Genomic DNA, 20,580 nt, shown 5'->3' with positions numbered 1-20,580 from the left:
GATTATAAAATGACTGTCTAAAATAAAAAGTTCCATTTTTTTTCTTCAAATGTTTGCAGAATAAAAAATAAACACTACCTTTGCATCGCAATCGAAAATAAAACGATTATCGGACTTGTAGCTCAGTTGGTTAGAGCAACAGACTCATAATCTGGAGGTCCCAGGTTCAAGCCCTGGCTGGTCCACAAATAAAAGGCTCATTTCTAACGAAATAGAGCCTTTTTTCGTGTCCAACCTCCAGATTACAAGCTGTTGCTCCTATATATTTTATGGATCAACGTAAAAACCTGAGGAATTCTGAAATTAAGCATAAATTTTCAATAATCTAAACAGAAATCAATAGAATTACACTTCATTTGCAGCATTTGTTTACTATAAATATTATCGTAATATGGGTTTAGAAGTAGCCTATAGTATGCCTTTATTCTTCAAATGGATATGTTTCGTCATAGACTTCACTTAGAAGACGATCGTTGAAAAGCCAGTGTGGCGTCGGCTGTATATGTTTGACTTTGTAGCCTTTTAGCTTAGCAGAAAGTGCACTGATAGAAGTTTCTTCTCCTTGATAACACACTTTGCGCTCTGAAAGAATAGTGACAGAAATTGATGGGTCATCTTTCCAGATGAGAACATCGCCTTTCTGCAATCCCATCTCATAGAAATTGAGCGGTGGACGTTTTGCATGTGCTTTTGTGCTGGCAGCTTTGTCCTCATCTGTGAGGTCGTTCTGTATCTCGTCTGTCACTTCTTCCGTCACATCTTCATGGTGGAAAAGTTCGAGTATGGCTTGCGCTTGTTCCACGTTGATACGGAAGAATTCACGGTTCTGATTGATACGCTGAGGGTCAAAGGCTTTATGAAGGGCTTTTTCAATTTTGAGACAGTCACTTTTCTTAACTTTGCACGCAAATTTACACTCAAACGGTACGGGAACTCCTGTTGTATATAATTCCTTCATACGTTTGTCGATGTCTTCCTGTGTGGTCATACCTATTTTTACAAGTCCTGGCATCACAGGGTTTGTCAGAAGATAAACTATTCCGTATTCCATATCGTTGTGTTTTAGAAATTAGAGATTATTGTACGGTTTGTTGTTTGTAATGAAATTAAGAACTTTTTCAAATTTGTACATCAGTGTTACCGTTCTTGCTGGTGAATATATGTGAACTCATTTTTTACTTCTCCTATATTTTTGATTGCTTGCATTGGGATGCTCGGGATTGGTCATTTCGAGATAGCCAGCCTCGACAAGAGCCATGATGTATGTTTGGATATTCTTGCTATGATATGTCACACCAACCCTTTCAAGAATTTCTTTGCTGCTACGTGGCACACTGCAGAAGTTTACTATATCCCTCTGTTTGTTTGTTATTTTAGGACGTTTAGTGTCAGAGTCAGCATTGAAAGTGTCAGAGTCGGAATCTAAGCCAGTGTCAGAGTATCTATGTTTAGTGTCAGAGTCAGCATTGAAAGTGTCAGAGTTGATGCCTAAGTCGGTGTCAGAGTGTCCAAGTTTAGTATCTAAGTTACCATTGACTTGGCTACCCTCCGGTCTATTTATAGTAATTACAAACTCGTTAGTTCTGTCATTGTTGGTGAATGAAACTTTCATATCCTCAGATAAGGCACGAAGCATACCACTACCGGGAGCAAATGGATGGCATTTGTGAAGAGGAACATATTGCGTGGCATGGATGTACCTGCAACAATATCATCCACGCTAAGCCCATTAGGGAGAATTCCGGGGCTGTGTATCTCCACCCTGTCATCAAAGATGAATATACGGATAGGAGCAGTCGCATTCAGCGAGCGATGTACCAAAGCATTTACGGTGAACTCAACAAGGCTGATGTATGGAATCTCCAATACTCCTTGCGAGTTAAACTCTTTTCCAACTTGTATATGGCGCAAGTTCCGGGTGAAGAAATCCATAATAGTCTCAAACTGATGAAGCAGATTTCCTTCAATGTCGGCATCATTCACCTTATCGCGAAATTGTGTACCTCCAAGATTGTTGCCCACAAAACAAATGCACTTTGCTGTCATTGCAGGAAGCCAACGCTGAGTGTACTTGCCAAACAGCAACATTGCAGCCACTGTGATTTTTCCATCGGGTCGGATGAAACGTAGGTTACGCAGCAGTTTCTCCCCATCGTGCCCACTAGCGATAGCAGAACAGACTGTATCTAAAGAGGTTTCGCGGAATGCATCACCCACCAAACCTTTTCTCACCAATACTTTTTCAAACTTGTTGCTTAAAAAGGCTTTGATGGTATTCTCGTCCAAGTCCTTAATCGTAGCATCTCGAATCCCAGCTTCATCAGGCGAGAAACTGCCGCAGTCGGTCATCATCTCGGCAAGTTCGGCATTATCGAACACCTTGCGCTTGTCGGCACCGTTCTTAACCCACACAATGCCGCGATTGTCATGATAGGGTTTATTCAGTCCTTAATATGTGCCACAACAAGACTTCCACCCTCCACAAGAATTGTTTCCACATTAACAAGGATGGCAGGAACAACATTCTCTGAAGCGATATTGCTAAGTGTATTAGTGGTTTCCTGTACTTCCTGATACGACAAAGGATTGATGCTACCAGTTTTGTCTTTAACGCCAACAACTAGTATACCGCCACGTGCATTGCTGAACGCCACCAGTTCGCAACCAATATCATAGTTATCAAGAAGACGCTCTTTGAACTGCACTTTACTGACCTCTCCAAGTTTTATCTGTTGGATAATATCTATTTCCTTCATTGTTCAAATGTTTTTGGTTAAGCAAACCTGCATCAATATTCAACGCCTCTATTATACTTAGAAGGTTTCTTATATTTGGCTGCATGGTATTCGTCACATATTTGGAAACTGTACCTTTGTCTTTTCATAATTGTTCAGCCAACCGCTTATATGTTTTTGGCTCTTCGGCAAGTATATTCCTTAGCCTATTAATCATCTTTTTTCCCATAAAAAGACATCCCTTTCAATGTAAAAGTACAAATAATATATTAGAGCCACGATAGAATACATTAAAAAAGAGTGTTTTTATAATAAATAATTGATTATATCATCAACATATGACTTCATTTTATGATTTGTATGTAAAACTTTTTAAAGTAACAAAACTTTATTTTTGTCGCAAAACATAAATTATTTGCGACATATGACTTATGTAAAACAATGATCAGTATTTGATATCAACTTTTAGAATGATAATTTTACTATCACAGGATTATGGTCGGAAAGGTGTTTGTCACTTTTTGTACCCTCTTTAGGTATATAGCTGCTTTTAACCTTAATTTGTGGAGTGATGAAAATAAAGTCTATTTTATCTCTGGAGCCTGGATTTAAACGGCCGAAATCGTGGTATGTATAATTTACTCCACTTGTATTTTCAGCTTCTTTGTGTGTATCTTTTAGTACAAAACTGTTTGTTGTTAAAGTCTTGTATGCTTCAGAAAGCTCGTTTACATTGAAATCTCCGGTAAGAATTGCAGGTTTATCGCCTACTATTTCTTTTATTTTTTCAATAATAAGCAGCGCACCTTTGCGACGTGCTTCTGTTCCGACATGGTCAAAATGAGTGTTTACAGCCATGAAAATCTTTCCGTTTTTCTTGTCTTTGATTTTTGCCCATGTGGCTATACGTGTACATGCTCCATCCCATCCTATGAATCCTACACTGTCAGGATATTGTGACAGCCAGAATGTATTATTGTCCAGTATCTCAAATCTGTCTTTTTTGAAGAATATAGGGGCATATTCGCCTTTGGTCTTGCCATCTTCTCGTCCTACACCTACTTCTGCATATTCAGGCAGTCTTGCTTTTAAATCTTCCAATTGATTGTGTAATACTTCCTGCATACCTATAATATCCAAGTCCTGAGCATGTATAAAGCTTGCGACAGTGTCTTTGCGGTATTTCCAGTTGTTCAGACTGTCACCTGAATGGTCAAGTCTGATATTAAATGTAGCATAGGTTATTTCAGATGGATTGTCTTTTACAGACGAACATGAGAACATTGTCAGTGTGAAAAATGCTGCAAATGCATTTAGAACAAATTTTTTTGCTGTTTGTAGATGCCTTGTCATGGTATATTCTTTTTTAAGTTAACTTGTTTCTTATATTTATTTATCTTCCTTATTGGAGTTTATAGATAAAAAAAGGTGATCATTGTGATCACCTTTCTTTAGATTTATTTCTGTTGAGGTTTTCTATCGCGTTTCTTGTTGTTTTCTTCCAAACCTTCAGGCTTTGGTAATAAAACCTTGTGTGAAAGTTTGAATTTACCTGTCTTAGGATCAATTTCAAGAAGTTTTACTTCGATGTCGTCACCTTCTTTCAATCCTGATTCTTCGATAGTCTCAAGGCGTTTCCAGTCGATTTCTGAAATGTGGAGCAGACCGTCCTTTCCTGGAAGGAATTCTACGAATGCACCGTATGGCATTATAGAACGAACTTTACCCGTGTAAACTTCACCTACTTCAGGGATTGCTACTATGCCTTTTATCAGGCGGATAGCATCATCGATAGACTTCTTGTTTGTACCTGAGATTTCGATACGTCCTGCGTTGTCAACTTCTTCGATAGTGATAGTTGCACCTGTTTCTTCCTGCATTCCTTGGATAATCTTACCTCCAGGGCCGATTACAGCACCGATGAATTCTTTAGGAATTGTCATTGTCTCGATACGTGGAGCGTGTGGCTTCAATTCAGCGCGAGGTTCTGCGATACATTCTGTCAGTTTGCCAAGGATATATTCGCGACCTTGTTTTGCCTGAAGAAGCGCTTTCTCAAGGATGTCGTATGTAAGACCGTCACACTTGATATCCATCTGTGTAGCAGTGATACCCTTGCAAGTACCTGTAACCTTGAAGTCCATATCTCCCAAGTGGTCTTCGTCACCAAGAATATCTGAAAGAACAGCATATTTGTCTTCGCCGGCATTTTTGATCAATCCCATTGCAATACCTGATACCGGATTCTTGATAGGTACACCGGCATCCATAAGAGCCAATGTTCCGGCACATACTGTTGCCATTGAAGATGAACCGTTTGATTCAAGTATATCTGAAACTACACGTACGCAGTATGGATAATCTGCTGGTATCTGTCCCTTCAAAGCACGCCATGCCAAGTGGCCGTGACCGATTTCACGACGTCCTACACCGCGCTGTGCCTTAGCCTCACCTGTAGAGAATGGAGGGAAGTTATAATGAAGAAGGAAACGTTCCTTGTGCTGGTCAAGTACGTCGTCAACTACTTTTTCGTCAAGTTTTGTACCGAGAGTTACAGTACTCAAAGACTGAGTTTCACCACGTGTGAAGATTGATGAACCGTGAGGACCAGGCAGTGGGCTAACTTCGCACCAGATAGGACGGATTTCTGTAGTAGTACGTCCGTCAAGACGTTTGCCTTCGTCAAGGATGCAACGGCGCATAGCTTCTTTTTCTACGTCGTGATAGTAACGGTCTATCATTGCACCTTTTTCTTCAAGTTCTTCTTCTGTGAACTGTGCTTTGAATTCTTCACAAACAGCATCGAAAGCATCACCACGTTCGTGCTTGTTTCTGTTGCCTGAAGCTGCTATAGCGTAAGCTTTTTCGTAGCATGCGTCGTGAACTGCTTTACGGAGTTCCTCGTCGTTTTCTTCGTGGCAATATTCACGTTTAACTGTAGTGCCTACTTCTTCCATAAGCTCCATCTGAGCTTTACAGTGAACCTTGATAGCTTCGTGTGCGAATTTCATTGCTTCAAGAAGGTCTTGTTCTGAAACTTCTTCCATTTCACCTTCCACCATCATGATGTTCTCGTAAGTGGCTGCCACCATAAGATCCATATCTGCCTTTTCAAGGGCTTCGAATGTAGGATTGATAACGAATTTACCGTCAATACGTGCTACACGAACTTCTGAAATAGGACCGCCGAAAGGTATGTCTGAAACAGCAAGCGCTGCAGAAGCTGCAAGTCCTGCAAGTGCATCAGGCATGTCAACACCATCAGCTGAATAGAGAATAATGTTTACATATACCTCTGCATGAAAATTATCAGGGAAAAGAGGACGTAATGCGCGGTCAACAAGACGGCAAGTCAAAATTTCATAGTCAGATGCCTTGCCTTCGCGTTTAGTGAAACCGCCAGGGAAACGTCCGAATGCTGAATATTTTTCTTTGTACTCTACCTGTAAAGGCATAAAATCTGTTCCGGGAACTGCATCTTTTGCTGCACAAACAGTAGCTAGCAACATGGTGTTACCCATGCGTAGCATAACAGCACCATCTGCCTGTTTTGCTAGCTTTCCCGTTTCGAGTGTGATGGTTCTGCCATCTCCAAGCTCGATCGTCTTAACAATTGGATTGATCATAAAAATTGATTTAATATAGTTTTTCGTCAAAATATGCGCAAAGATATACATTTTATCGCAGTAAACAGGTGAAAGTGAGGTGAAACTTTCATAAAATACTATTTTTTTGTAGCCTAATACTAAGAAGAAGTAAAAAAACTTTGTCAAATCGTTTAAAACAGTAACTTTGCATCGCAAAAATAAAGATTAAACATTTTTTGAAATAAACAATATGAGCAAAAAAAGCTATATTGCTGCCGTCCTTATTTCTGCAGGATTTGCAGCATGTAATCGTGGTCCCGTTTTTAATGTTGAGGGTGAAATTTCTGGCGCAGAAGGTAAGATGTTGTATATTGAACATTCTTCGATAGAAGGCGTTGTAGGATTGGATTCTACAAAATTAAGCGGCGACGGCCGATACCATTTTTCAGAAGCCAGACCTGAAGCTCCGGATTTCTATCGTTTGAGAGTTGACGACAGAATTATAAATTTTGTTGTAGATTCAACAGAGACGGTAAACATCAGTTCGGACTATAATACTTTCTCTTCCGGATATTCCGTAACCGGTTCCGAAAGTAATGTAAAGATAAAGGAACTTTCATTGCTTCAGGCTGATCTTCAGGCTAAGGTAAATGAACTTAATAAATCCGGAATGCCTGCCGGACTTGCTCAGGACAGTCTGTTCCGTATGATTGAAAGCTACAAGAATGATGTAAAACGTAATTACATCTATAAGGAACCGGACAAGGCTTCGTCATATTTTGCTCTTTTCCAGCAGTTGAATGGATTTATGATATTCAATCCGTTATCAAATAAGGAAGATGTTAAGTGTTTTGCTGCTGTGGCTACAAGCCTGAACCATAACTATCCGCATGCGGACCGTTCCAGAAACCTTTATAATATGGTTATCAAGGGTATGAAAAATACTCGTACTCCTCAGACAAAAACTCTGGAAATATCTGAGGATATGATAAATGAGACATCAATAATAGATATTCCTTTGAAAGATATAAACGGCGAGACAAAACATCTTACAGACTATAAAGGTAAGGTCGTGCTTATAGATTTCACGGCATACGGCACTCCAAGTTCTGGAGCAAGAACTTTGGCGCTTAGAGAATTGTATAATAAATATTCTTCACAAGGTCTGGTGATATATCAGGTTTCGCTTGATACGGACGAGCATTTCTGGAAAACGGCATGCGACAACCTTCCATGGGTATGCGTGCGCGATCCGCAAGGACCTTATTCAACTTATGTCAACATATATGGCGTAACAGCATTGCCTACAGCATTCCTTGTAAATAAAAACAATGAACTGGTGCTTAGGCTGAATGAAAAATCGGATATTGAAGCCGAAATCAAGAAATTACTCTAACATGTTTAATAGCATGTAAAAATAGAATACTTATTTGCTTGACTTATAAGAAAAAAGCTTATCTTTGCACGCAGAATATAAGACAAAGGGTTCCGGCATAGTTGAACATGTCGGAATTCTTTTTTGTTTTATGTCAAATGAGATAATTATTAATAACGAAATATTTTAGGAGGAAAATTATTATGGCTTATATGTCAGAAGAAGGCTATCAGAAACTTTTGGCCGAACTAAAACATCTGGAGGCTGTTGAGCGTCCGAGAATTGTTGCAGCTATCGCTGAAGCACGTGATAAGGGTGACTTGTCGGAAAATGCAGAATATGATGCAGCCAAAGAAGCTCAGGGATTGTTGGAAATGAAAATCAACCAGCTTAAAGCGACTATCGGTGATGCCAAGATTATCGATACATCAAAGATGAAAGCTGATACAGTCCAGATTCTTACACGTGTTGAACTGAAGAATGTCAAGAACAACATGAAGATGGCCTATACAATTGTATCGGAGAGCGAAGCAAACCTTAAAGAAGGAAAGATTTCTGTTACTACACCTATTGCACAGGGTTTGTTGGGCAAGAAAGTTGGTGATATAGCGGAAATTACTATACCTCAGGGTAAAATCAGTCTTGAAATTTTAAGTATATCATTTTAATAGTTAAGGCAGGTCTGTTTTGTGCAGGCTTGCCTTATTTAATATCCAATAATATATGGCAACAATATTCAGTAAAATCATTGCAGGAGAGATTCCAAGTTACAAAGTAGCAGAGAATGAAAAATTTTATGCTTTTCTTGACATCAATCCGTTAGTCAAAGGACATACATTGGTTGTTCCTAAGAGAGAAGTTGATTATATATTCGACCTCGAAGACAGCGAATTGGCTGAAATGCATGTCTTTGCCAAGAAAGTGGCGTTGGCAATACAGAAGGCATTCCCATGCAAGAAGGTTGGAGAAGCAGTTATAGGTTTGGAAGTGCCGCATGCACACATTCACCTTATTCCTATACAAAAGGAATCGGATATGCTTTTCTCAAATCCTAAACTGTCGCTTACTCCAGAAGAGTTTGTGTCTATCGCAAATGCAATCAACAAGGCATGGACTGAAGCTCAGAAATAATTTTCCTAATATATAAGTATTAAAAGCCATCCGAATAGATGGCTTTTTTTGTTTGTTATCATTAGATTTGCAATCTGTTAATGTGAAAAACCTGTTTTTATGAATAAAAGAATCTTCAGTGGAATATTATTGCTGTTTATTGCAGTGGCTGTCATGGCCCAGAACTATCAGATAAAAGGAACGGTAATCAGCAAGACCACTCACGAACCATTGGAATTTGTAAATGTACTTGTAGTAGGTCTTAATATAGGTGCATCGACAGATGTCAACGGAAATTTTACCATTAATTCAGTTCCTCCTGGAATATATCAGCTCAGAGCTTCCACCATCGGTTATAAAACTGTATTTACCGAAGAATATAGAGTCAATCATATTACACCGCACATAAATATAGAGATGGAGGAGGAAAGTACTTCCATATCGGAAGTTACTGTTACGGCCTCACCTTTCAGAAGAGTGGCAGAAAGTCCTGTCAGCCTTAGGGTTATAGGTCTTCAGGAGATAGAAAAGGCTCCAGGAGCAAACCGTGATATATCGCGCGTGGTCCAGAACTATCCGGGAGTGGCATTCTCGCCTATAGGATATAGAAATGACCTCATAGTGCGTGGTGGAGGCCCTTCAGAAAATAGGTTTTATCTGGATGGGGTGGAAATACCTAACATAAACCATTTTAGTACTCAGGGCGCATCCGGCGGTCCTGTAGGACTGATTGATGCCGACCTGATACGTAATGTGAAATTTTATAGCGGCGCTTTCCCTGCACACAGAGGGAACGCGCTTAGTTCTGTGCTCGACTTCAGTCTTCGTGATGGAAGCATGGAGCGCAATTCATTGAAAGCCACTTTGGGAGCTTCTGAAGTTTCTCTCAGTTCGAACGGCCACATAGGCGATAAGACTTCTTATCTTGTATCCGTGCGACAGTCATATCTTCAGATGTTGTTCAAGGTTTTGGGTCTTCCTTTTCTTCCGGCATATACAGATGCTTCGTTCAAGATAAAGACAAGATTTAATGATAAGAACGAGCTTACCGTTCTTGGACTTGGAGGTCTTGACCGCATGAAGCTTAATATGGATATTGACGGCGACTATGCTGAATATCTGTTGAGCTATCTTCCTACCATAGAGCAGGAAACATTCACTCTTGGAGGTGTTTACCGTCATTATGCGGGAAATCATGTACAGTCGGTGACTTTGAGTCACAGCTATCTGCATAACCGTAATTACAAGTATCAGGACAATGATGACAGTAATCCCGATAATCTGAATCTGGATCTGGGCTCGGTGGAGCAGGAAACAAAACTTAGAGTGGAGAATACATCCGAATGGGATTCATGGAAAATGAATGCAGGTTTCGAACTGAATTATACACATTATACTAATGATACATATCAGAAGATCTTTACCGATGTACTGCGTGAGTTCAATTACGATACCCGTCTCAATATGTTGCGATGGGGAATATATGCATCAGCCGATTATTCCTCATTCGACGACAGGTTTACAGCTTCTTTAGGAGTGCGTACCGATGGAAATAACTATAGCGACAAGATGAAGGAACTCTGGAGACAGCTGTCGCCACGTCTTTCCGTATCTTATCGTCTTATAGACGGTCTTTACCTGAGCGGTCACATGGGACTCTATTATCAGCTGCCTGCATATACAGCCTTGGGATATAAGAATAATGAAGACGTATATGTGAATAAGGACCTGGACTATACATCTGTCACTCAGGAAAGTTTGGGATTGACATGGAATCCTACCGAAACAATGGAAGTCTCGGCAGAAGGTTTCTACAAAAAATATAACAACATGCCTCTTTCTGTTGCCGATAATATACCTTTGTCGTGCAAGGGAAACGATTACGGCGTTATCGGTAATGAACCACTTGTGTCTGATGCGGAAGGACGTTCTTATGGTGTCGAAATAATGTTCAAATGGTTGTTGGCAAAGAAACTTAATCTTTCTTCATCATTGACACTTTTCAGAAGTGAGTTCAAATCGGGTGCAGATGATAAATATGTAGCATCGGCATGGGACAACAGGTTTATCTTCAATATGAGCGGTACATACAATTTGCCTAAGAACTGGAGTGTAGGTATGCGTGTATGTGCCATAGGCGGTTCTCCGTTTACTCCATACGATAAGGAAAAATCTTCTCTTATAGAAGCATGGAATGTGCAGGGACGTGCTTACTATGACTACAGCCGTTATAACATGGAGCGTCTTCCGGCTTTCGGTCAGCTTGATGTCAGAGTTGACAAGACATTCTATCTGAAGAAATGTATGCTAGGCTTTTATCTCGACATACAGAACATCACTGCAAGCAAATTACGTCAGCCTGATGCTCTTATGAGTACGGGAGTAGAGGATCCGGAGCGTCCAGGACACTATATAATGAAAAATATCAAGATGGAAAGCGGAACTCTGCTTCCTACCATTGGTATCACGTTTGAATATTGATTTATCCTTCGATGAGGCAACATCAGAAAATGTCTTCCGAATTGACGGAATATTTGAGAAAACTTATGAACTGGTAAACAAAAGTCTATTAGCTTAATTCCGAACTTGGAATGACCGTTTATGTCAGTATTTAAGCATTTTTATTGTCCGAAAAAAATGTGCGCACATTTTACTTGAAACGTGCGCACGTTTTGAATCGAATGGACGCACGCTTTGAATCGAATGTGCGCACGCTTTAGACTGAACGTGTGCGTATCGATTTTCAGCATATTATTGACCTTTTTGAGCAAGTTGTTCGATAAAAACTGGTGAGGTTATTTTTTTGATGATGAAAGCGAGTTATCTGATTATTTGTTTAATATTAGCTACTATTGTCTCGTGCATATATTTCCGTTCTAGAAGAATGGTAAAGATTCTGAATACAATTTACTAGTAAAGATATTCTCTTCAAAGACATAATAGACATTTATTATTACTCAAGTAGTGGAAAAATTGTTCCATGATGTTCTCAAAATCATTTATAACCGGATAATAAGTCAATTTTTGAAACTCTTTAATCAATATTTCCCACATCATATATAAGTGTTAGTGCTACTTTTGCTTCAAACAAGTGGATGAAATGTTAACTTTTTCATTTGGTGATTAACGCAAAAGATGTTTTTACAGAAGAAATTTTATTTGAAGAAAAACATATACCTAACAATCTTAAAATTATGAGTAGTAATTTTTTTGAAAAGAAAGCAGGCTTGTTGTTGATAGCAGGCGCATGTAGCTTTCCTTCTTTCGCTCAAGAGAGTGCAGTTAATGGATCTGTCAGGGATGCATCGGGTGAACCATTAATAGGTGTAAGTGTACAAGTGAAGAATACAGGGCTTGGTACAATTACAGATATTGATGGTAATTTTAGTTTGCCTAATGTAAAAGCAGGTCAGACATTGATTTTTTCGTACGTCGGTTATAAAACAACTGAGGTGGAAGTTAAAGAAAATAATTCTTCTTTGATTGATGTTGTTTTGCATGAAGATACCGAAGTTCTGGATGAAGTCGTGGTAATCGGTTATGGTACTGTTAATAAAAGAGATTTGACCGGAGCTGTAGCTTCTGTAAGTTCAGAGAAGATAGCAGCAGTGCCAGTGTCAAGTGCGGCTGAGGCTTTGACTGGTAAATTGGCTGGTGTAAACATTACGACTACAGAAGGTTCACCTGATGCGGAAATGAAGATTCGTGTTCGTGGTGGAGGATCTTTGTCGCAGGATAACTCTCCGTTGTATATCGTTGACGGATTTCCTGTTTCAAGTATCAGTGATATTGCCCCTTCTGAAATTCAAAGTATTGACGTATTGAAGGATGCGTCATCTACTGCTATTTATGGTGCCAGAGGTGCTAATGGTGTAATAATTGTTACTACAAAAAGTGGAACAGAAGGAAAAACACAGGTAGATTTCAATGCTTCTTACGGTTTCAAGAAAGTTACAAAACTGGTAAAAGTATTAAGCCCGTATGATTATGTGGCTTATCAGCATGAACTCGGTTCTACAGATTATGGAAATTATTCGGATTTGGATATCTGGAGATCTGTAGAAGGTGATGATTTTCAGGATGAGATTTTTGGACGTACAGGTAATCAGACTCAGTATAATGTGAATGTCAGTGGAGGTAGCAAGCAGGTAAAATATAATGTAAGCTATGCTCATAATGACGAAAAGAGTATAATGTTGGGATCTGGTTATAATAAAGATAATATCAACGCTAAGATTAACGCTGAGTTAAGTGATTGGGTTACATTGGATTTCAATGCCCGTATGAGTTACACTATCATTAATGGTCTGAGCGGTGGTGCCGATACCAATGAATCTAATGCAGCCAATTCAATTGTTGCAAATTCGGCACGTTTCCGTCCTGTAGATCCATTGACAACAAATACTGATGACGAGGAAAATAATACAAGTACACAAAAGAATCCTTTGGAACGTTTGTTGGCTACATATAAGAAAAGATCTACACTTAATCAGAACTATAACGTTGGCTTGAACTGGAAACCATTTAAGAATATTACAGTGCGTTCCGAGTTCGGATATAGCTGGAAGTATGATAATACAGATCAGGTATGGACTGCTGATGCTGTTCAGAATTCAAAATTAGGTTATAACGGTCAGCCTCAGACTGTGTTTAACCGCGATGTGACAAGAAACTGGCGTAATGCAAATACTATCACTTATGATAATAAGAAACTGTTCAGTGGTCGTGACCATTTGAATGTTCTTGTGGGACATGAAGTAAGCAGCAGTCAGGAAACTACATTGGAAAACACATCAGTGGCATTCCCTGCATCAATGACTATAGAAGAAGTATTGGCTAATATGGGATCGGGTACAGCACTGCCTAATCAGACTTATATAGGTATTAAAGATAATATGGTTTCATTCTTCGGACGTGCCAATTATACTTTAATGGACAAGTATCTGATGACTGTTACAGTCCGTGCCGATGGTTCAAGTAAATTTGCCAAAGGAAACCAATGGGGTGTATTCCCTTCTGCTGCATTGGCTTGGCGTATTTCTGATGAGGATTTCATGAAAGAAAGCTCAGACTGGTTGTCTAATCTGAAACTTCGTTTAAGCTTTGGTACAGCCGGTAATAACCGTATCAGCTCAGGTTTGATGTATAGTACTTTCTCTTTGTCTGACAATACATCAAAAGCTCCTTTCTTCGATGAAAACAGAGTGTCAATGTTGGAACACGGAACTACCTTGTCTAATCCTGGATTGAAATGGGAGACAACTATTACCCGAAATCTTGGTGTGGACTTCGGCTTTTGGAATAATCGCTTGTCCGGTTCTGTTGATGTATATTGGAATACTACAAAAGACCTGTTGATGCAGACTGAAATACCTTCAAATACAGGTTATACATATCAATATCAGAATTTTGGCAAGACTTCAAATAAGGGTGTTGAATTGTCAATGAATGCGGTTATACTTGATAAAAAGAAAGCAAGCTTGAACTTCAACTTCAATATCTCTTATAATAAGAACCGTATTGATGAACTGAATTCTGATAATCCATGGCAGCAGGTTTATAAATGGGCTGGTAGTACACTTGCAAAATATGAAAACTTCTGTGTTGAAGAAGGTGGACGATTGGGAGAAATCTGGGGATATAAGACAAATGGTTTCTTTACAGCTTATGATCCTGTTTCAAATCCTAATGGAGAACTTGTGTTGAATGGTACTAGCTGGGCTTTGAGAGAAGGTATAACAGATAACAGCAAGTCTATTACTGGAGGTACATTGTATCCTGGAGCCTTGAAACTGGAGTGTGATGAAAATGGTGAACCTCTCAAGCAAAGACTAGGCAATACAATTGCTCCGGTAACAGGTGGTTTTGGTTTCGACGGAACAATCGGTAACTTTGACTTTAATCTGTTCTTTAACTATTCGGTAGGAAACAAGATTATCAATGGTACAAAATTGGCTCTTTCATTCTATTCGGGTTCTGCCAGAGGATATAATATAAATAATGACTTCTCGTTGGCAAACGGTAGATATACGTGGATTGATCCTGCTACAGGTATGAACCTTGGACGTCCTAGTGTAAATACTATCGAAGCTTATGGAGGTGCAGAAAATCTGGTTGCCAGACTTAATGAAATAAATGCAGGCGCAACAATCTATAATCCGGCTGCTGTAACTACATTACAACTTACTGATTATGCAGTAGAGGACGCATCGTTCTTGCGTGTAAATAACATAACTGTAGGTTATACTTTACCAAAATCTTGGGCTAAGAAAGTGTTTGCTCAGAGAATAAGAATTTATGCTACAGGATACAATCTGTACTGCTTGACAAATTATTCAGGAGCTGACCCTGAAGTGGATACAACCAGCAAAAAGAATCCTATGAATCCTGGAGTTGATTATGCTGCATACCCTAAGAGCCGTTCTTTTGTCGGAGGTATTAATGTTACATTCTAAAACCATTTAAAACAGGAAATTATCTTATGAAAAATATAGTAAAAATATTTGTTTTGGCTACTGGAGCGTTGACTGTTTCTGCTTGTTCTGATTTTTTGGAGCAGAACTCTCCTTCGGATTTGACCTCTGAAACTATATCCCAGTCTAGCTATTACACAGGTCTGACTGTAAATAAAATATATGGTGACCTTACAAATGACATAACATATTCACAGGCTATTCCTATAATATGGGGACTTAATTCTGACTGCGAACTTGTTGACGGATTGGGAGATGATGCTGTCAATCCAACCAGCGAGCGTGGTAATATGAATTTCAATGCCAATCCTGCATGGTCTAAACTGAGTGATATGTGGAGCAAAATGTATGGCGCCATCGAAAATGCCAATCTTACAATAGAAATGGTAGAGAGCAGCCCGCTGATTGCTGCAGATAATTCTGAAGCAAAGACTATGTTAAGATATAAGGGTGAGGCGTTGACATTGAGAGCTATGCTTTATTTTGACATGATTCGTTTCTTCGGTGATATACCAATGAAACTCGAACCTACACAGTCTGACTTGAGTAATGCATATCTTGCAAAGACTGACCGTGATGTAATTATGGATACTTTGATGGTTAACCTGAAAGAGGCTATAGAGTATTTGCCATGGGCTGGTGAAGTGTCAAACTATACAACAGAGCGTATAACAAAGGGTTATGCCCACTCATTGTTAGCACAGATTGCTTTGACAAGAGCTGGATGGGCTATACGTGAAAAGGCTAAAGACGGATATGAAACTGCCACATATACAGATCCTACATATCCTACCCAGCGTTGTGATGCAGATACTCGTAAAAAAATGTATGAGTTGGCTCTTGAACATTTGACTGCAGTGATATCTAACGGTACTCATAAATTGAATCCGTCTTTTGAAAATGAATGGTACTTGCTTAATCAGCGTACTCTTGATCAGACTTATAGAGAAAACATCTTTGAGATTCCTATGGGATTGGGTGTAAGCAGTGAATTAGGTTATACAGTTGGAGTGCGTATCAATGGTGCCAGTGCACAATATGGTGCAAAAGGAAACTCTTCCGGTAAGATGAAAGTAACTGCACCATTCTTCTGGTCGTATGACAAGAAAGACCTTCGCCGTGATATAACTTGTGCACAGGTTCAGTTGAAAGAAGAAGATGGCGTATTAAAAGAGAGCTTTGTAGGTAATGCTCCATTCGCAATATATGTTGGAAAATGGGATATCCGTAAGATGAACGAAGAATGGAGACAAGCCGCAATCGCAACAGGTAATGCTAAATGGATGACCGGAATTAATGTAGTCCGTATGCGTTATTCTCAGGTATTGTTGATGTATGCTGAAGTAATGAATGAGCTTGCAGGACCTGATGGAACTTATGCCGGTTATGCCGGTCTTACAGCACGTCAGGCTTTAAAGGAGGTTCATTGTCGTGCATTTGCTGATGCGGATAAGGCTGATGCAGAAGCTTATGTTAATAATATTGCCGCTACTCAGGATGCCATGTTTGATGCTATTGTAGATGAAAATGCCTGGGAACTTGCGGGTGAAGGTGTTCGTAAGTTCGACTTGATCCGTTGGAATATATTGGCTGAGAAAATCAATGAATTCAAAGATGAATATGTCAGCCAGATGCAGGACGAAACAAACGGTTATCCTGAAAAGATTTATTTTAACTATACTGATGAGTCGAAGACAAAAATTGATTTGTCAAGTGTTACTTGGTATGGACTTCCTGATGGAAAAACAGATAAAGATTATGATGATAGCAAAGATTTCTTTGGAAAGGAAAGAGTTGATGCTTCACAGAAGAATCTGTTGATTAATCTTCCGTCAATATCAAGCGGATTGGTCGGTGATAATGTAGAAGTGATAAATCGATATATCCTTCCTATAGGTTCTACTACAATATCTGCTGCTGGAGGTACATTGCATAACTCTTATGGATACTCAGATTGATTTTTTGTAACCTAATAATTAAATAGAAATGAAAGACTTAAAATATTTTGCAATAGCCGGATCGTTTGTGTCTATGCTTGCATTGGGAGTAACCTCGTGTACAGATGCCAATGATTGGGACGTAGATAGCTCATATGATAGAGTGTTTAGTGTACAACAAGATAAAATATCTGTGTCGGAAGAAGCAACTTCTGCCGAGGTTTCATGGACTAAGGTTAAAGGTGCGGAGAATTATATAATAGAGTTGAGTACTGACAGCCTGTATGATGAAATAGAAATTGGACAGAACGGGGCGATGGTTTTTGGATTGGAAGAACTGATTACAGAAAGCCCTTATGTAGTAAACGGACTTGTTCCTGATACAAAATATTTCCTTAGAATAAAAGCTGCTGCTGAAAGTAAAAACGATTCTAAATGGTCTTATCTTTCAGATTATAGTTTTACTACTAAAACTGAGCAGATTTTTGAATCTATTACAGGTAATGACTTGAAAGCAGAAAGTGTTACTCTACATTGGGAAGCAGGAGCTGATGTGGAACGTATAGATATAACTGATAATAATGCAACCTTGGTCGTTTCATATCCTTTGTCAGATAATGAAAAGGCAGAGGGTACAGCTACTATATCTGGTTTGACTCCATTGACATCTTATGTAGCTACTTTATATCTTGGCGAAACAAAACGCGGTGTCCTTGAATTTACAACTACAGCAAAGGTACCTGATGCAGATTTCACTTATAATCTGGCTTCCGGAGACTCTTTGAATAATGCTCTTCTGGTTGATCTTCAGGCACAGGGATATCAGACTGTAAATGTAACATTGGCTTCAGGTGCCGAATATTATAATGAAGGAACATTGACTATTCCTGATGGCTTGTCTGTAACATTCTTCGGTATGCCGGGAGATAATCAGGCTATAGTTGGTGTTAAGAACTTCGAAATTGGAGGTACTCATGCATTCGTAAACTTTGAGAACGTTGAATTGACTGGAGAATATGGTGATTATTTGGTAAATCAGAGTGATGAATCTACTGTTGGAGCATTGAAATTCAATAACTGCTTTATACATGATTTAAAGAACTCTCCTGTCAGACTGCAAGGCTCAAGTGCAAAAACAATTACAAACCTTTCATTTGAAAACTGTATAATATACGGTGCCACAAGCAGAACATATAGTTTGGTTCATGTAGATGCCGGCAGCGGTAAAGGAAAAGTAGAAAATATAAGCTTCAAGAAATCAACAGTTGTTTATACAGGTAAGAGTTTTGTTTACTGTAAAAACACTAACTTTACTTCATTGTTGATTGAGGATTGTACTTTGAGTAAGGTTATGGGAAGCGGTGATTATTTACTTGATTGCGGTAGTGACTCTTATGGCCCATCTGAGGGTGTTACAATAAATAATACTATTTTTGGAAGTACTTCTACTGAATCAACTAAGGGAGTACGTGCTTCAGGTGATGTGAAGGTAGATAATTCATATCAGACAAAAGACGTTTACTTTACAGGTAACAAATTCACTGGTTTGACTGATTATGAAGGAACAGAAACACAGTTGTTTAAAGATCCTGCAAACTTTGATTTCACAATAATTGATAACAGTTTTGCAGGTAAGGATAATTGTGGTGACCCACGTTGGTATATAAAATAATTTAGTTTTATAATTAGCGACAAGGGATATGTCGGTTGACATATCCCTTTTTACTTATAAATAGTTATAGTTATGGCAAAGTTGTCTATTATTATATTTTGTTTTATGTTTGTGGGATTATCTTGTTCTAGTAATAATCCTAAATTGGGTAATGATGGTATAGATATTCCTGCTGATGATAATAACTCAGATGATGGGACCTCTGATTTGCCTGATTATCAAGCTCCAGACAGAACCAAAATAAAATCATTCCCTGGTGCATACGGAGCCGGTGCTTATACGGTTGGTGGTGCCGGTGGAAAAGTGTTGATTGTGAATTCCTTGAAAGATGATGGTTCGCAGGGAACATTGCGCTGGGCTGTCAATCAATCAGGTAGCCGTACCATTGTATTTGCTGTAGGTGGTATTATCGAATTGGAAAGTGAGCTGGCAATCAGAAATGGAAATCTTACTATTGCAGGACAGACAGCCCCCGGTGACGGTATATGTTTAAAAGGACATCCGGTTTCTATAAAGACTGATAATGTGATAATAAGATTTATAAGATGTCGTATGGGGTCTGATAAACTGACAGCCGATGAGGCAGATGGAGCTGATGCAATGTGGGGCAAGGGGCATAGTAATATAATAATCGACCATTGCTCTATGAGCTGGAGTACAGATGAATGTTCGTCATTCTACGATAACTCTGACTTCACTATGCAGTGGTGTATAATAAGCGAAAGCCTTGCACGTTCCTTGCATGATAAAGGAGCTCATGGATATGGAGGCATATGGGGAGGAAATCACGCAACATTCCATCATAACCTGATTGCTCATCATAGCAGCCGTACTCCTAGATTGTGCGGAAGCCGTTTTACTGGAAATCCTGATGATGAAATGGTGGATATAAGGAATAATGTATTCTATAACTGGGGCCCTACTAATGGAGGATATGCAGGCGAAGGTGGCTATTATAATTTTATAAATAACTATTATAAACCGGGACCTTCAACATCAACAAAGAAAGGACTTGTCAACCGGATTTTTCAGCCTAACGGAGATGACGGCACACAGAAAAACAAGAAAGGAGTGTGGGGTAAGTTCTGTCTGAAAGGCAATTTATTTGATGATACATGTCCGTATATGACGGATGATATGAAATCGCTGATTGTTAAGGTAAACTCTGATAATTGGGAAGGATTGCATCCAAGGGTTACAGATGATGTTCCTTTACCTAATAATGATAAGTCTGAGATTCAGTCGGATAAAGAATTTGAAATATCTTCGGATGTTAGTGAAATAACACAATTGGCCAGTGATGCATATAATAGTGTGTTGTCATTGTCGGGGGCCTCTTTAAAACGTGATGCTGTTGATGAAAGAATTGTGGATAATGTTCTTAAAGGCAATTTTACAGCAAATGGCAGCAACGGGAGCACAAACGGTATAATAGATAGTGCGGAAGATGTTGGCGGATGGCCTGTCTATGATGGCGGAACTGCTTTGGAAGATTCTGACAAAGACGGGATGCCTGATTCATGGGAGGATGAACATGGACTTGATAAAAATAAGGACGATAGTTCAAAATATAACTTAAGTAAAGAATATACTAACCTTGAGGTTTATTATAATAGTATTGTTGAAGATTTATATTTAATACAAAAATAAAAAGTTATGATTTGGAAAGGCATTTTTAGAGGTCTGTTTGG

General features: G+C 39.0%; 11 protein-coding genes, 1 tRNA gene and 1 pseudogene. 9 read left to right on the top strand and 4 right to left on the bottom strand.

The window, feature by feature from the left end; all coding sequences use genetic code 11:
• Nucleotides 1–111 precede the first annotated feature (111 nt).
• Nucleotides 112–185: transfer RNA gene (locus tag NW213_RS06530), tRNA-Ile, on the top strand.
• A 236-nt stretch (nucleotides 186–421) separates the two neighbouring features.
• Here NW213_RS06530 and NW213_RS06525 read toward each other — a convergent pair.
• The 4 genes and pseudogenes from NW213_RS06525 to pnp form a co-directional block, all read right to left on the bottom strand.
• Nucleotides 422–1,051, bottom strand: a complete 630-nt coding sequence (locus tag NW213_RS06525) for a GIY-YIG nuclease family protein (protein ID WP_072529596.1) — start codon at nucleotides 1,049–1,051, stop codon at nucleotides 422–424.
• Between the two features lie 117 nt (nucleotides 1,052–1,168).
• Nucleotides 1,169–2,756: pseudogene (locus tag NW213_RS06520) on the bottom strand (RNA-binding domain-containing protein).
• A 444-nt stretch (nucleotides 2,757–3,200) separates the two neighbouring features.
• Nucleotides 3,201–4,019, bottom strand: coding sequence for an endonuclease/exonuclease/phosphatase family protein (locus tag NW213_RS06510; RefSeq protein WP_258322244.1), 819 nt, complete (start codon nucleotides 4,017–4,019; stop codon nucleotides 3,201–3,203).
• Between the two features lie 173 nt (nucleotides 4,020–4,192).
• Entirely contained in the window at nucleotides 4,193–6,361 is a 2,169-nt protein-coding gene (gene pnp / locus NW213_RS06505) for a polyribonucleotide nucleotidyltransferase (protein WP_258322215.1), read from the bottom strand.
• A gap of 211 nt (nucleotides 6,362–6,572) precedes the next feature.
• On the opposite strand from pnp, the gene NW213_RS06500 reads away from it, so the two are divergent.
• The 8 genes from NW213_RS06500 to NW213_RS06465 all read left to right on the top strand — a co-directional run bounded on the left by NW213_RS06500 (nucleotide 6,573) and on the right by NW213_RS06465 (nucleotide 20,539).
• Nucleotides 6,573–7,718 (top strand): TlpA disulfide reductase family protein, encoded by a 1,146-nt coding sequence (locus NW213_RS06500; protein WP_235339399.1) that lies wholly within the window; start codon nucleotides 6,573–6,575, stop codon nucleotides 7,716–7,718.
• Nucleotides 7,719–7,900: 182 nt separating this feature from the next.
• Entirely contained in the window at nucleotides 7,901–8,365 is a 465-nt protein-coding gene (gene greA / locus NW213_RS06495; RefSeq protein ID WP_154044821.1) for a transcription elongation factor GreA, read from the top strand.
• 55 nt (nucleotides 8,366–8,420) lie between these two features.
• Nucleotides 8,421–8,828, top strand: a complete 408-nt coding sequence (locus tag NW213_RS06490; protein WP_204390949.1) for an HIT family protein — start codon at nucleotides 8,421–8,423, stop codon at nucleotides 8,826–8,828.
• A gap of 99 nt (nucleotides 8,829–8,927) precedes the next feature.
• The gene (locus NW213_RS06485) at nucleotides 8,928–11,288 is read left to right on the top strand and encodes a carboxypeptidase-like regulatory domain-containing protein (protein WP_375338116.1); all 2,361 of its coding nucleotides are present in this window, start codon (nucleotides 8,928–8,930) and stop codon (nucleotides 11,286–11,288) included.
• 713 nt (nucleotides 11,289–12,001) lie between these two features.
• Nucleotides 12,002–15,262 (top strand): TonB-dependent receptor, encoded by a 3,261-nt coding sequence (locus NW213_RS06480; protein WP_258322214.1) that lies wholly within the window; start codon nucleotides 12,002–12,004, stop codon nucleotides 15,260–15,262.
• A 26-nt stretch (nucleotides 15,263–15,288) separates the two neighbouring features.
• Nucleotides 15,289–17,238 carry a RagB/SusD family nutrient uptake outer membrane protein gene (locus NW213_RS06475; protein WP_258322213.1) on the top strand — a complete coding sequence of 650 codons (1,950 nt, stop codon included), beginning with the start codon at nucleotides 15,289–15,291 and terminating at the stop codon, nucleotides 17,236–17,238.
• Between the two features lie 28 nt (nucleotides 17,239–17,266).
• Nucleotides 17,267–18,889, top strand: a complete 1,623-nt coding sequence (locus NW213_RS06470; RefSeq protein WP_258322212.1) for a fibronectin type III domain-containing protein — start codon at nucleotides 17,267–17,269, stop codon at nucleotides 18,887–18,889.
• 72 nt (nucleotides 18,890–18,961) lie between these two features.
• Complete coding sequence (locus NW213_RS06465) at nucleotides 18,962–20,539, top strand: polysaccharide lyase family 1 protein (protein ID WP_258322211.1); 1,578 nt, start codon at nucleotides 18,962–18,964, stop codon at nucleotides 20,537–20,539.
• Nucleotides 20,540–20,580 lie beyond the last annotated feature (41 nt).

Origin of the sequence: Bacteroides sp. ET336, from assembly GCF_024733815.1 — a bacterium.
Taxonomy (GTDB): domain Bacteria; phylum Bacteroidota; class Bacteroidia; order Bacteroidales; family Bacteroidaceae; genus Phocaeicola; species Phocaeicola cellulolyticus.
Note: the sequence above shows the minus strand (reverse complement) of the source record. Positions and strands in the feature narration are given on the sequence as shown.